Source organism: Burkholderia sp. MS389 (assembly GCF_016899425.1).
Taxonomy (GTDB): domain Bacteria; phylum Pseudomonadota; class Gammaproteobacteria; order Burkholderiales; family Burkholderiaceae; genus Burkholderia; species Burkholderia sola.
In genome coordinates this window covers 677376-690907 of sequence record NZ_CP045995.1, presented here as the reverse complement: position 1 = coordinate 690907, position 13532 = coordinate 677376, and the positions used below count along the sequence as shown (strand labels likewise).

General features: G+C 69.2%; 12 protein-coding genes. 8 read left to right on the top strand and 4 right to left on the bottom strand.

Features of this window, described 5'->3' with window-relative positions; translation table 11 throughout:
* Genes GJG85_RS19550 through GJG85_RS19540 form a run of 3 tightly spaced genes read left to right on the top strand, consistent with a single transcriptional unit; the run spans nt 1 to nt 2959 of the window.
* Nucleotides 1-1086, top strand: coding sequence for a LacI family DNA-binding transcriptional regulator (locus tag GJG85_RS19550; protein ID WP_050012770.1), 1086 nt, complete (start codon nt 1-3; stop codon nt 1084-1086).
* Nucleotides 1083-2105 (top strand): hydroxyacid dehydrogenase, encoded by a 1023-nt coding sequence (locus GJG85_RS19545; RefSeq protein ID WP_089489424.1) that lies wholly within the window; start codon nt 1083-1085, stop codon nt 2103-2105. Before GJG85_RS19550 ends, GJG85_RS19545 begins: the two co-directional genes overlap by 4 nt.
* Nucleotides 2102-2959, top strand: coding sequence for an amidohydrolase family protein (locus GJG85_RS19540; RefSeq protein WP_050012768.1), 858 nt, complete (start codon nt 2102-2104; stop codon nt 2957-2959). The genes GJG85_RS19545 and GJG85_RS19540 overlap by 4 nt, the downstream gene beginning before the upstream one ends.
* A gap of 134 nt (nt 2960-3093) precedes the next feature.
* Here GJG85_RS19540 and GJG85_RS19535 read toward each other — a convergent pair whose 3' ends face one another.
* On the bottom strand, nt 3094-4182 hold the full coding sequence (locus GJG85_RS19535) for an ionic transporter y4hA (RefSeq protein WP_124631091.1): 1089 nt from the start codon (nt 4180-4182) through the stop codon (nt 3094-3096).
* Between the two features lie 541 nt (nt 4183-4723).
* Here GJG85_RS19535 and GJG85_RS19530 point away from each other — a divergent pair.
* The 5 genes from GJG85_RS19530 (at nt 4724) to GJG85_RS19510 (ending at nt 10447) form a co-directional block, all read left to right on the top strand.
* Entirely contained in the window at nt 4724-6280 is a 1557-nt protein-coding gene (locus GJG85_RS19530; RefSeq protein ID WP_124631092.1) for a 3-hydroxyacyl-CoA dehydrogenase, read from the top strand.
* 55 nt (nt 6281-6335) lie between these two features.
* Nucleotides 6336-7658: a phenylacetate--CoA ligase PaaK gene (paaK, locus tag GJG85_RS19525; RefSeq protein WP_089489422.1), complete on the top strand. Its 1323-nt coding sequence runs from the start codon at nt 6336-6338 to the stop codon at nt 7656-7658.
* A gap of 38 nt (nt 7659-7696) precedes the next feature.
* Nucleotides 7697-8497 (top strand): enoyl-CoA hydratase-related protein, encoded by an 801-nt coding sequence (locus tag GJG85_RS19520; protein ID WP_050012764.1) that lies wholly within the window; start codon nt 7697-7699, stop codon nt 8495-8497.
* Between the two features lie 137 nt (nt 8498-8634).
* A complete protein-coding gene (locus tag GJG85_RS19515) occupies nt 8635-9306 on the top strand; it encodes a MarC family protein (RefSeq protein WP_027780810.1) in 672 nt (223 codons plus the stop codon).
* A gap of 160 nt (nt 9307-9466) precedes the next feature.
* The gene (locus GJG85_RS19510; protein ID WP_050012763.1) at nt 9467-10447 is read left to right on the top strand and encodes an aldo/keto reductase; all 981 of its coding nucleotides are present in this window, start codon (nt 9467-9469) and stop codon (nt 10445-10447) included.
* A gap of 33 nt (nt 10448-10480) precedes the next feature.
* On the opposite strand, the gene GJG85_RS19505 is transcribed toward GJG85_RS19510, so the two are convergent.
* The 3 genes from GJG85_RS19505 to GJG85_RS19495 form a co-directional block, all read right to left on the bottom strand.
* On the bottom strand, nt 10481-11347 hold the full coding sequence (locus tag GJG85_RS19505; RefSeq protein WP_050012870.1) for a CPBP family intramembrane glutamic endopeptidase: 867 nt from the start codon (nt 11345-11347) through the stop codon (nt 10481-10483).
* Between the two features lie 85 nt (nt 11348-11432).
* On the bottom strand, nt 11433-12089 hold the full coding sequence (locus GJG85_RS19500) for a VC0807 family protein (protein WP_050012762.1): 657 nt from the start codon (nt 12087-12089) through the stop codon (nt 11433-11435).
* 318 nt (nt 12090-12407) lie between these two features.
* Nucleotides 12408-13472: a 2,3-butanediol dehydrogenase gene (locus GJG85_RS19495; protein WP_089489421.1), complete on the bottom strand. Its 1065-nt coding sequence runs from the start codon at nt 13470-13472 to the stop codon at nt 12408-12410.
* Between the last annotated feature and the right edge of the window lie 60 nt (nt 13473-13532).

Sequence of the window (13532 nt, the reverse complement as noted above, 5' to 3'; positions counted from 1 at the left end):
ATGCAAGACGACATGAGTACGATTCAGGACGTGGCCCGTCATGCGGCCGTTTCGGTCAGCACGGTTTCGAACGTGCTCAACGGACGCACCGACCAGATGAAGCCGGCAACGCTCGAGCGCGTGAAGGCGGCGATGGATGCGCTGCAGTACCGGCCGAGCACGCTCGCGCGCCAGCTCAAGACGGGGCAGACGCCGCTCGTCGGGCTGCTGGTGCCGTCGATGGCGAACCCGATGTACGGCTACATCGCACGCGAAGTCGAGGCCTGCGCGCAGGAACGGTATGGTCATCGCGTGCTGATCGGCAACACGTACCGCGATGCGCGCAAGGAGGCGTCGTTCTTCGACGATCTCTACGCGCATGGCGTGCGGCGCGTGATCGTGATCTCGTCGCTCGCCGACGAAAGCCACCTCGAGCGCGCGGCCGAACGCGGGATGACGGTCGTCAGCTACGACCGTCGCGCGACGCCCGGCGAGCAATCGAAGGTCGATCACGTGACGGCCGACAACGAGGCGGCCGCGCGGCTCGCGACGCGCCGCCTCGTCGACGCGGGTCATACGCGGCTCGCGTTCGCGACCGTGGCCGGCATCACCGTGAGCCGCAGCGACAAGATCCGCGGGTTTTTCGCCGCGGCAAGCGAGGCGGGCGGCGCCATGCAGGCCCGCGTGCTCGACGGCGGCCCCGCGAACGAATACGGCGACTCGGTGATCGTCGATGTCGGGCGTGCGCTCGGCGCCGAGCTCGCGGCCGATCCGGCGCGGCCGACCGGTATCGTCGCGGTCAACGACCTGTTCGCGCTCGGTCTGATGGCCGGGCTGCGCGACGGCGGGCTGCGGGTGCCGGACGACGTGTCCGTCATCGGGATGGACGGTCATTTCCTGTCGGCGATCTCGTGGCCGGCGCTGACCACGGTGCAACTGCCGGTCACCGAAATGGCCGGCGAGATGGTGCGGCGCGTGATGCGGCAGGAGGGCGACGCGCCGTCCGCACCGGGGCAATGCGTGTTCGCGGACGTGACGCTCGTCGAGCGCGCATCGGTCGCGCCGCCGCCGCCGGATGCGGCCGGTACGAGCGGAGGTCAAGCATGACGCGCGTCTACGTCACGCATCCGACCGGGATGATCGACCACTACTTCGGCGCCAAGGCGTTGCGCGCGCTGGGCGCGCTCGCGGACGTCACCTGCAACCCGCACGATCGCGAACTCGGTACGGACGAACTGATTGCCGCCGCGCAGGGATGCGACGCGATCATCGCGTACCGGCAGACCCCCGCGCCTCGCGAACTGTTCGCGGGGCTGCCCGCACTCGCCGCGTTCCTGCGTTGCGCGGTCGACATCCGCACGATCGACGTCGCCGCGGCGAGCGCGTTCGGCGTGCTGGTCACGCAGGCGAGCCCCGGCTTCGGGCCGGCCGTCGCCGAGTGGGTCGTCGGCGCGATGATCGACCTCGCGCGCGGAATCGGCGGTTACGCGGATGCCTACCATCGTGGTGCACCGCCGGTGCCGAGGATGGGGCGCGAACTGCGCGGCAGCACGCTTGGCCTGATCGGCTACGGGCAGATCGCGCGTCATCTCGCACCGATCGCGACGGCGCTCGGGATGCGTGTGCTCGTCAGCGATCCTTACGTGCGGATCGACTCGCCGCCGCTTGAACAGGTCGATTTCGCAACGTTGCTGCGCGACGCGGATTACGTCGTCTGCCTTGCGCCGGCCACGCCGGCCACCGCGAACCTGATCGATGCGGCGGCATTCGCCGCGATGAAGCCGGGCGCGTATTTCATCAATGCGTCGCGCGGCGAACTCGTCGACGAGCAGGCGCTTGCGGACGCGCTCGACGGCGGCCGGCTCGCCGGCTGCGCGCTGGACGTCGGCCGCGCGGCGGACCAGATGCCGCCTCCCGCGCTTGCCGCGCATCCGCGCGTCATCGCGACCCCGCACATCGGCGGACTGACGCTGCCGGCGATCGAACACCAGGCGCTGGAGACGGTCGACCAGCTTGCCGCGCTGCTCGATGGACGGGTGCCGAACGGCGCGGTCAACGCCATGCAGGCGACGCGGCTCGCGCGCTGGCGCAGGTCGAGCGCATCCGTCGGCCAGGGGCTGCAATGACGCGCGACGGGGCAGACGGCATGCGGTTCCCGGATGCGTGCGATTGCCATATCCATATCTACGACGATGCGTATCCGCTCGCGCCGACGGCGACGTTTCGGCCGCCCCATGCGCCGGTGGATGCATATCGGCGCATGCAGCGGGCGCTCGGCCTCACGCGTGTGGTCGTCGTGCAGCCGACCGGCTATGGCTTCGACAACCGCTGCACGCTCGACGCATTGGCCGCGTTCGGTTCGCGCTCGCGTGGCGTCGCGACGTTGCCGGTCGACGTGCCGGACGCCGAGCTGGAACGTCTGCATGCCGCCGGCATGCGCGGCGTGCGGTTCATGATGCTGGCGGGCGGCACTGCGCAATGGGGCGATCTGGAGCGGATGGCCGCACGGATCGCGCCGCTCGACTGGCATATCGATCTGCAGTTCGACGGTCGCACGCTGTGCGATATCGAACACGCGCTATCGCGGCTGCCGGCGCGCGTGGTGATCGATCACACGGGCAAATTCCTGACGCCCGTCGCACCGGATGCGCCGTCCTTCCTCGCACTGCGCCGCCTGCTCGATCGCGGCCACGCATGGGTGAAGCTGTCCGCGCCGTACGAGACGTCGCGATCCGGCGCGCCGGGCTACGACGACGTCGCGCGTCTTGCCGCCGTGCTCGCGCGCGGCCATTCGGCGCGCTGCGTGTGGGGCAGCAACTGGCCGCACCCGAACGCATCGCCGGTGCCCGACGATGCGCGCCTGCTCGGCTGGCTGCGCGATTGCGCGGCCGACGACGCGACGGCTCGCGCAATCCTGGTGGACAACGCGGCTGCGCTCTACGGATTCCACGCCGATACGCGGCGCGATGACGCGACGTAACGCGCTGTCGATCCGGACGCATTGTGCGATTGCGACCCGGTGACGGCGGCGTGAAGCGAAGGAGGGCGGAAGGGACGGGAAGACGTGCACGCGGCCCGGCGAAGAGGATTCGCCGGGCCGCGCGCATCGGGACGTCAGTGCGTGAACGACAGGAACAGATAAGCGGCGAACAGCGCGACGTGCACGACGCCGTGCAGCACCGTCGTGCGTCCCTGGCTCAGCGTGAGCGTGCTGACCAGCAGCGTGAGCGCCAGCAGGACCGTTTCCATCGCGCCGATCCCGAGCGTGAGCGGCTGGCCGACCCAGATGAATACGGCGGCGACGGTCGGGATCGTGAGCCCGATGCTCGCGAGGGCCGAACCGAGCGCGAGGTTCATGCTGGTCTGCAGGCGGTTCGCACGCGCGGCGGTGACGGCCGCGAGCCCTTCCGGCAGCAGCACGAGCGCGGCGATCACGATACCGACCGCGGCTTCGGGCGCGCCGAGCTTCAGCACCGCATGCTCGACGGCCGGCGACAGCAGCTTCGCGAGCAGCACGACCGCGACGAGGCTCGCGAACAGCAGCACCATGCTGATGATCGCGGTGCGGTTGCTCGGTGCGGCGGCATGCACCGCTTCGTCCGCGCTGTCGTGCGCGGCGAGGAAGTAGTCGCGGTGGCGCACGGTCTGCACGAACACGAACGCGCCATACAGCACGAGCGACGCGACGCCGGCGAACGCGAGCTGCGATTTCGAGAAGAACGGGCCGGGCGCGGCGCTCAGGTAGTTCGGCATCACGAGCGACAGCACCGACAGCGACGCGAGCACCGCGAGCGCCTTGCTCGCGCCGCGCCCCTGGAAGTCCTGTTCGCCGTGCTTCCATGCGCCGACCAGCAGGCAGATGCCGACGATGCCGTTACAGATGATCATCACGGCGGCGTACACGGTGTCGCGGGCGAGGCCCGATTTTTCCGGGCCGGCGCCGAGCATCACCGACACGATCAGCGCGACCTCGATGACGGTCACGGCGACCGCGAGCACCAGCGTGCCGAACGGTTCGCCGACGCGGTGCGCGACGACTTCCGCATGATGGACGGCGGCGAACACGGCGCCGGCCAGCGCGGCGGCGAACACGGCGATGACGAGGCCTTCGGCCGGCACGACGCGCGACAGCGCGAGTACCAGCCACGCGGCAAGCGGGGCCCAGAGGGTCCAGCGCGGGAGCTGGTTGGACGAGAGCGGCATGAGGGATTCCTTATGCGAGTGGCGGCGCGCGACGCGCCGTCACGGGTTGACGAAGCCCGGCCGTACTATCCGCCGAACGAGGACGATGAAACCGATGGGTGGCGGCACGCAGCGGTGCCGCCCTGGGTTCGCTGCCGCGAGGCGGCGACGGCGCGGGCGGGCCGAAGCCCGTCGCGGGATGAAACGATTCGATGCGGTTGCCCGCTGACAGCGCGACGAACATCACGTGGCGACGCGCGGGCCGGAGCCGCGATTCGACCCCGAAAGGGAGCGACGGACGGCGGTGATGTCGCGACACGCGTTTCCCCTGGAATCCGGCGATTTGTCGAATTTTATCAGGCGATCGGGGGGCACTATCTCATATTCGAATCATTACATTGACCTTTCGGTTTACAAAAAGTGCCCCGGCCTGTCGATTTTTTGTCGTTGCAGCTTCCGTAACGGTGTCTTGCACGACACATTCGGGCTCGCCCTGACATAAATCTACCGACCGGTCGGTTTATAATCGCTCGCACTTCCACTTCATGACGGATCGCAAGCGATGGCTGTTTCCTCTGCACATTCGGTGAATTCGGGCGCGCTGGCGCCGTCGGCCGTCGTCGGCGTGATCGGCGCCGGCGCGATGGGGGCGGGCATTGCGCAGGTCGCGGCCGCGGCCGGCCATCCGGTGCTGCTGTACGACCTGAACGAAGCGGCCTGCGACAAGGCGCTGGCGGGCATCCGCGCGCAGTTCGCGCGGCTCGCGGAGAAGGGCCGGCTCGAACCGGCGCAGGCCGACGCGGCCGGCAACCGAATTCGCGCGGTGCGCGCGCTGGCCGATTTCGCGGGCGCCGCGCTGATCGTCGAGGCGGCGGCCGAACGGCTCGACGTGAAGCGCGAAATCTTCGCGACGCTCGAGCGTCATGTCGACGACGCCTGCGTGCTGGCGACCAACACGTCGTCGATCTCGATCACGTCGATCGCGGCCGGGCTGCGCGTGCCGCAACGCGTCGCCGGCCTGCATTTCTTCAACCCGGCGCCGCTGATGGCGCTCGTCGAGGTGGTCTGCGGGCTCGCGACCGCGCCCGAGGTCGCGCGGATGCTGCATGCGACCGCCGCCGCGTGGGGCAAGCAACCGGTGATGGCGAAATCGACGCCGGGCTTCATCGTGAACCGCGTCGCGCGGCCGTATTACGCGGAGGCGCTGCGCGTGCTGAACGAACAGGGCGGCGCGCCGGCCACGATCGACGCGGTGATGCGCGAAGCGGGCGGCTTCCGGATGGGGCCGTTCGAGCTGATGGACCTGATCGGTCACGACGTGAACTTCGCGGTGACCGAGTCGGTGTTCCGCGCGTACTTCAACGATCCGCGCTACACGCCGTCGCTGATCCAGCAGGAGCTCGTGAACGCGGGCTTTCTCGGGCGCAAGTCCGGGCGCGGCTTCTACTCGTATGCGGACGGCGCGACGCCGCCCGCGCCCGACCTCGAACCTGCACGTGACGCGCCGGCCGACGTCGCGCTGTTCGCGCAGGACGGCCCGGCCGCCGCGCTGCATGCGCGCTTCGTCGAACGCATCGCGACCGCGCGGCGCCACGACGCGCATGCCGACGCGCTGCTCGCCGTGGCCGGCCGCGCGTCGATCGCGTTGACCGACGGCCGTACGGCGACCGCGCGCGCCGCCCGGACGGGCGTGGCGGATCTCGTGCTCGTCGACCTGGCGCGCGATTACGCGCAGGCGGGGCTCGTCGCGCTGACGCGCGCGCTCCAGTGCAGCGACGCCGCGTATGCGGACGCGGTCGGCCTGTTCCAGCACGCGGGCTTTCGCGTCGTCGGCATCGCGGACGTGCCGGGGATGGTCGCGATGCGCACCGTCGCGATGCTCGCGAACGAGGCGGCCGACACGGTGAACCAGGGCGTGTGCTCGCCGGCCGATCTCGATCTCGCGATGGAGAAGGGCGTGAACTACCCGTGCGGCCCGCTCGCATGGGCCGATGCGATCGGCATCGGCCGCGTGCATCGCGTGCTGTCGAACCTGGCGGCGAGCTACGGCGAGGACCGCTATCGCGTGTCGCCGCGTCTTGCCGCGCTGCACGCGGCCGGCCGCACGTTCCGATCGTGACCACCGCGTCACCTCGAACACGACAACGACATCACTCCATTGGAGGAGTACCCCGATGACTCACCCGACGCATCCCGCCGCCGCCCTCGAGCCGATCGAGACCGCCAGCCGCGACGAACTGCAGGCGCTGCAGCTCGAGCGCCTCAAGTGGTCGCTGCGCCACGCGTACGACAACGTCCCGCACTATCGGCGCACGTTCGATGCGGCGGGCGTGCATCCGGACGACCTGAAGTCGCTCGCCGATCTCGCGAAATTCCCGTTCTCGACCAAGAGCGACCTGCGCGACAACTATCCGTTCGGCCTCTTCGCGGTGCCGCGCGAGCAGGTCGTGCGCGTGCATGCATCGAGCGGCACGACGGGCAAGCCGACCGTGGTCGGCTACACGGCGCGCGACATCGACACGTGGGCGAACGTGACCGCGCGCTCGATCCGCGCGGCCGGCGGCCGCCCGGGCGATACGCTGCACAACGCGTTCGGCTACGGCCTGTTCACCGGCGGCCTCGGGATTCACTACGGCGCGGAGCGGCTCGGCTGCATGGTCGTGCCGATGTCCGGCGGGCAGACCGAGAAGCAGGTGCAGCTGATTCGCGATTTCGAGCCGAAGATCATCCTCGTCACGCCGTCGTACATGCTGAACCTGATCGACGAGATGGTGCGGCAGGGGATGGACCCGGCCGAATCGTCGCTGAAGATCGGCATCTTCGGCGCCGAGCCGTGGACGCAAGCGCTGCGCAATGAAGTCGAGACGCGCGTGGGCATCGACGCGCTCGACATCTACGGGTTGTCGGAAGTGATGGGCCCGGGCGTCGCGTGCGAATGCGTGGAGACGAAGGATGGCCCGGTGATCTGGGAAGACCATTTCTACCCGGAGATCATCGATCCCGTCACCGGCGAAGTGCTGCCCGACGGCAGCCAGGGCGAGCTCGTGTTCACGTCGCTGACGAAGGAGGCGATGCCGGTGATCCGCTACCGCACGCGCGATCTCACCGCGCTGCTGCCGCCGACCGCGCGCGCGATGCGCCGGCTCGCAAAGATCACGGGCCGCTCCGACGACATGCTGATCGTGCGCGGCGTGAACGTGTTCCCGAGCCAGATCGAGGAAATCGTCGTCGCGCTGCCGCAGTTGTCGGGCCAGTTCCAGATCACGCTGTCGCGCGACGGTCACATGGACCGGCTCGACCTCGCGGTCGAATTGCGCTCCGAGGCGGTGGCATCGGTCACCGATGGCGATCGCGCGGCGCTCGCGCGCGAGCTGCAGCACCGGATCAAGACGATGGTCGGCGTGTCGTCCGGCGTGACGGTGCTGGCGGCCGGTGGTATCCCCGCGACCGCGACCGGCAAGGCGCGGCGCGTGATCGATCGCCGCCAGGCCGCCTGATGTCGATGTGTGCCGTTCTACCCGAGGAAACCTGTTCGATGGATGAATTGAAGACCCTGGCCGTCGCGGTCGATGCGCGCGGCATCGCGACCGTCGCGCTGCAGCGCGGCGACGTGCTGAACGCGTTCGACGAGACGATGATCGCGGAGCTGACCGACGCGTTCGCGACGCTCGGCCGGCGCGACGACGTACGCGCGATCGTGCTGCGTTCGGATGGCCGCGCATTTTGCGCGGGCGCCGACCTGCAGTGGATGCAGCGCGCGAGCGCGAACGACGCCGCCGCGAACCTGCGTGACGCCGAGCGGTTCGCCGCGATGATGCGCGCGATCCGGCAGTGCCCGAAACCGACGGTCGCACGCGTGCAGGGCCACGCGTTCGGCGGCGGCGTGGGCCTGTGCGCGGCGTGCGATATCGTGATTGCGAGCGACCACGCGCGTTTTTCGGTCAGTGAGGCGCGCTTCGGAATCCTGCCGGCCGTGATCGGCCCGTATCTGGTCGAGGCGGTCGGCCAGCGTCAGGCGCGCCGGCTTGCGTTGACCGCGACGCAGCTCGCGGCCGCCGAGGCCGTCGCGATCGGCCTGATCCATCAGGCCGTGCCGCTCGATGCGCTCGACGACGCACTCGAGCGGACGCTTTCGGAACTCGGCCGCAACGGCCCGCACGCGCTGATGGAGATCAAGCGCTTTTTCGATGCGATCGGCGAGTATCCGCCGTCGGACGAACGCACGGCGTTCACCGCGCAGACGATCTCCCGCGTGCGGGCGACGCCGGAGGCGAAGGAAGGCTTCGCGGCCTTCTTCGCGAAGCGGCCGCCGGCGTGGGAGACGGGCACCGAATAAGGCCGCGCGACGAACTTTCACGACGATCGACGGCGGAACCGGGCCGGCCGCATTTTGCATCTCGGGCGCGGGCGCTTGCACTACAATGCGTGACCCCCGGCGCGCTGCCGGCCCCGTCCCGACCGATGCTTCGCACGATGATCGTCAATCGCCTTGTCTCCGAGATCCTGTTCGGCTTTACCGGCCTGATCGGCATCATCAATCCGATCGGTATCGCGTTCCTGTTTCTTGAACGAACCGAGGCGCTTACCGCGCACGAACGGGATCTGCTCGCGCGGAAGGTCGCGTTCAATGCGTTCGTCGTGCTGATGGTCGCGTTCTTCGCCGGCACGCCGGTGCTGCATTTCTTCGGGATCTCGATGGAAGCGCTGCGGATCGGCGGCGGCTTCGCGGTTGCCGTCGCCGGCTGGCAGATGCTGAACGAACCGGACGGTCCGGGTGGCGGCGACACGCCGGTCAAGCCGATCGACGCGAACGCGATCATGACGCGCGCGTTCTTCCCGTTGACGGTGCCGCTGACGGTCGGCCCCGGCTCGATCGCGACCGCGATCGCGCTGAACGCGAACCGCACGCACAAGCTGTCGGAATTCATGCTGTCGAGCATCGTGTCGATCGCCGTGTCCGTGCTCGTCGCGCTCGTGATCTGGCAGGTCTACAGCCGCTCCGCGCTGCTCGCGCGCTACCTCGGTAGCGAAGGGACCAAGGTCGCGAAGCGCGTGTCGGCGTTCCTGCTGCTGTGCATCGGCGTGCAGATCATGCTGACCGGCTTCTCCGCGTTCCTGCAGCCGATCGCCGACCAGGCCAAGTAACCGGGGCCTTCCGGTTCGTCCTTCGAGGTCCGTCCTTTCACGCAGCCTGCATGCGGCGCGCGGTCATACGCGTTCGCGGCATGCGGGATACCATGCAACGTCTGGCGGATGCGCGGCGCGCATCCGGCCGCAACCCCCAACTTGAGTGGCGAGGCGTGCAATGGAATACGTGAAATTCGGGTCGACCGGGCTGGATGTGTCGAAGCTGGTGCTGGGCTGCATGACATTCGGCGAGCCGTTGCGCGGCACGCACCCGTGGACGCTGCCGGAAGCGGAAAGCCGCCCGATCATCCAGCGCGCGGTCGAGGCCGGCATCAACTTCTTCGACACCGCGAACATGTATTCGGACGGGACGTCCGAGGAGATCGTCGGCCGCGCGCTGCGCGATTTCACGAAGCGCGACGACGTCGTGATCGCGACGAAGGTGTTCTACCGGATGCGGCCGGGGCCGAACGGCGCCGGCCTGTCGCGCAAGGCGATCATGACCGACATCGACCAGAGCCTGAAGCGGCTCGGCACCGACTACGTCGACCTCTACCAGATTCACCGCTGGGACTACGGCACGCCGATCGAGGAGACGCTCGAGGCGCTGCACGACGTCGTGAAGGCCGGCAAGGCGCGCTATATCGGCGCGTCGTCGATGTTCGCGTGGCAGTTCGCTAAGGCGTTGCACACGTCCAAGCAGAACGGCTGGACCCGCTTCGTCAGCATGCAGAACCACCTGAACCTGCTGTATCGCGAGGAAGAGCGCGAAATGCTGCCGCTGTGCGAGGACGAACGCATCGCGGTGATCCCGTGGAGCCCGCTCGCACGCGGGCGCCTGACGCGCAACTGGGACGAGTCGTCGGAACGGCAGCAGAAGGACGACGTTGGCCAGCGGCTCTACGACGCGACGGCCGACGCCGACAAGGCGGTCGTCGAGGCCGTCGCGGCGATCGCCGCCGCGCGCAACGTGCCGCGGGCGCAGGTCGCGCTCGCGTGGGTCGCGCAAAAGCGCGGCGTGACCGCGCCGATCGTCGGCATTTCGAAGCCGCGGCAACTGGACGATGCGCTCGGCGCGCTCGCGCTGAAGCTGACCGACGACGAGATCGCCACGCTCGAACGCCCGTACGTGCCGCACGCGGTGGCCGGGTTCAACTGAGCGGCGGCGCGGGCGACACAGGCGTCGGCGCGATCACCGCGCGGTAGCGAGCATTGGATAGGTGAACAGGCCGAAGTGCACGACGTTCAGCCCCGCATGCGCGAGCGCGGCGGCGAGCAGGCCGCCGCGCCGCCACGCGAGCCCGTAGCCGACGCCGGCCACCGTGCCCAGCACGATCCATGGCCAGCCGCCGGCCGCATGCGCGGCGCCGAACAGCACCGCGCCGGCCGCGAGCGCGACCCACGGGCCCCATGACCAGGCGCGGAGCACGCGGGTCAGCCCGCCTTGCACGTAGCCGCGGAACAGCGCTTCCTCGGCGAGCGTCACCAGCAACAGGTTGTTCGCGAGCCACAGCCAGCCGGACGGCGGCCATTTGGGCGCCCAGCCGACCATCCCGAACGCGAGCGCGCCGACCAGGCACGCGGCAGCCGTCGCGACGGCCGCCACGACGCCGGTGCGCAGCGCGCGCGACAGCGCGACGTCGGGGGCGACCCACGGCAGCATCCACAGCAGCCACAGGCCGACGAGCGGCTTGTCGAAATTCAGGTACATCGTGAACGGCACGGCGTCCGGCGTGAAGCGGATCGGCCCGATCACGCGCGGATTATGGAAGCCGGGAATCAGGTGCAGGCTCAGCGCGATCGCGAGCGCGGCAAAGACGACGTGCGCGGCGATGCGCACCGCGAGCGGGCGCCCGGGCAGCACGCCCCAGCCGGCCGCGATCAGCAGCGCGAACGGCGCCAGCGTGATCGGCGCAAGCTGGCCGAACGCCAGCGCGCCCGCATAGCCGAGCGCGGCGAGGCCGATGCTCAGGCCGTGCAGCGGGCGATGCCATGCGAATGCGGCGGCCGCGAACAGGGCGATCCAGATCGTGGCACACGGAAGGAGCGAAAGGGACATGACGGGAAACGGATCGGCGGACGAGACGCCGCGCATCATACAGCAGGCGCCGTGACATGCCGCCGGGCAACGGGCCAGCCGCGTGTCAGCGGCCGGCCGTCTCGGTGACGCCGCTGCGGCCGGGGATGTCGACGCTGTTGCGCACGCGCATCCGCCGTCGGTACCAGAACGTCCACAGCAGCAGGCAGGCAAACACCGTATAGCCCATGACCGGCGACACGACGAGCACGCGCTCGACCGGCCAGTTGACGACCATCCACCAGCGCAGCAGCATCTCGATCGTCATGATGGCGCCCCACACGAACGTCATCAGCCGCAGCATCTGCCGCAGGCCCGGCTGCGCGTCCCAGACGGCTTCGAAGTGTGCGGCGCCGCCGTCCATCTCGCGGGCCACGGTGGCGCGGGCCAGATAGTAGATCAGCGGGCGTTCGCGGAACAGCGACAGCAGGAACACGATGCCGATCGTGCCCGACCCGATCGATTCGCGCATCAGCAGCGTGCGCGGGCTGCCGCCGAACGCCATTCCGACGATCGACAGCGTGATGCCGAGCAGCACGATGGCCGCCACCGCGTCGACACGGCGCGAGCGGATGAATTCGACGATCGACCAGACGATCGGCGGAACCGCCGACGCGTACAGCGCGCCGGTTTCGCCGAAATACGGATGCGCGACCCGATAGGCCACCCAGGGCAGCACGAGGTTGACGAAGAGTTCGAGAATCAGTCCGGCTCGCGGTTTCACGGTGCGCTAGTCCACGCAGGTCGGGGCGGACGCGCGAAAGGCGCCGTTGCCCTTGTTGCCCCGAAAAGGGTTCGGCCCAGTATATCGAAGAATCGTGCGCGGTTGCGGTGTCGCCTGCCGCGACGGCGATCCGCCGGACTCGCGTGCGGCGGCCGGCGGATTGATCGGCGCACGCGGCAGCAGGGCCGGGGGCGTCCTGCACGATCGCGCCGTGGTGTCGTGTCGTGTCGCGGCACGTCGTCGATCGGGATGCGTTGGCGGTACGCGAGCCTGCGCGGCGCGGCGTGAATCGACGCCGCGGCCGCGCATGCCGTGCGGTCAGGAGACGGCCGGCTGGACGATGATCTTCACGTTGCGGTCCTTGTGGTTGACCAGTTCCTCGAAGCCGCGCGTGACGATGTCGCCGAGCGCGATGCGTCCGGTGATGAGCGGCTGCACGTCGATGCGGCCGTCCGCGATGAAGCGGATCACGTCCGCGAATTCGCCGTTGTACGCGAGCGAGCCGATCACTTCCTTCTCGGTCGACACGATGTCGAAGAAGTTGAACGGCGCCGGTTCCTCGAAGATGCCGACCATCACCGACTTGCCGGCCTTGCGGATCACGTCGATCGCGAGCTTCGCGGTGGTCGTGTGGCCGATGCACTCGAACGACACGTCGGCGCCGTAGCCGCCCGTCAGCGCCCTGACTTCCGCGATCGCGTCGGACGTCTTCGGATCGATCACGACGCTCGCGCCGACCTCCAGCGCCTTCTGCTTGCGCGCGGCCGACATCTCCAGCGCGATCACGCGCCCCGCGCCCGCGGCCTTCGCGCACATGATCGTGCACAGGCCGATCGTGCCCGCGCCGACCACGACGACGGTCTGCCCGACGATGTTGCCGGCTTTCTTCACCGCATGCAGCCCGACCGCGAGCGGTTCGATCAGCGCGCCGGCCTCGGTCGGGAAATTATCGGGGAGCTTGTACAGCAGTTCGGCCGGCACGTTCACGTATTCGGCGAACGCGCCGTTGTTCATCAGCCCGGTGAACGCGAGGTTCTCGCAGATGTTGTACAGCCCGTGCCGACAGTACCAGCAGGTGCCGCAATGCTGGCACGCGTCGGCCGTCACGCGGTCGCCGACCGCGAAGCCCGACACGCCCGCACCGAGTTCGGCGATCTCGCCGCTGAACTCGTGGCCGAGGATGCACTGGCCTTTCAGGCCGGTCAGCGGATGCGGCGCGTCGACCGGGATGAACACCGGCCCGGCGACGTATTCGTGCAGGTCGGAGCCGCAGATGCCGCACCAGTGCACGCGGATCGTGACCCAGCCTGCGGGCGGGCGCTCCGGAACGGGAACCTGTTCGACGCGGATGTCGTGGCGGCCATGCCAGACGGCGGCTTTCATGCTGGGCGGGGTGATCGATGCCGGTGTACTCACGTTGCTGTCTCCGTCAGGTTGTCGTCG

Coding starts and splice junctions, on each gene's coding strand:
- GJG85_RS19550 (WP_050012770.1), top strand. CDS start 1: ATGCAAGACGACATGAGTACGATTCAGGACGTGGCCCGTCATGCGGCC.
- GJG85_RS19545 (WP_089489424.1), top strand. CDS start 1,083: ATGACGCGCGTCTACGTCACGCATCCGACCGGGATGATCGACCACTAC.
- GJG85_RS19540 (WP_050012768.1), top strand. CDS start 2,102: ATGACGCGCGACGGGGCAGACGGCATGCGGTTCCCGGATGCGTGCGAT.
- GJG85_RS19535 (WP_124631091.1), bottom strand. CDS start 4,182: ATGCCGCTCTCGTCCAACCAGCTCCCGCGCTGGACCCTCTGGGCCCCG.
- GJG85_RS19530 (WP_124631092.1), top strand. CDS start 4,724: ATGGCTGTTTCCTCTGCACATTCGGTGAATTCGGGCGCGCTGGCGCCG.
- paaK (WP_089489422.1), top strand. CDS start 6,336: ATGACTCACCCGACGCATCCCGCCGCCGCCCTCGAGCCGATCGAGACC.
- GJG85_RS19520 (WP_050012764.1), top strand. CDS start 7,697: ATGGATGAATTGAAGACCCTGGCCGTCGCGGTCGATGCGCGCGGCATC.
- GJG85_RS19515 (WP_027780810.1), top strand. CDS start 8,635: ATGATCGTCAATCGCCTTGTCTCCGAGATCCTGTTCGGCTTTACCGGC.
- GJG85_RS19510 (WP_050012763.1), top strand. CDS start 9,467: ATGGAATACGTGAAATTCGGGTCGACCGGGCTGGATGTGTCGAAGCTG.
- GJG85_RS19505 (WP_050012870.1), bottom strand. CDS start 11,347: ATGTCCCTTTCGCTCCTTCCGTGTGCCACGATCTGGATCGCCCTGTTC.
- GJG85_RS19495 (WP_089489421.1), bottom strand. CDS start 13,472: ATGAAAGCCGCCGTCTGGCATGGCCGCCACGACATCCGCGTCGAACAG.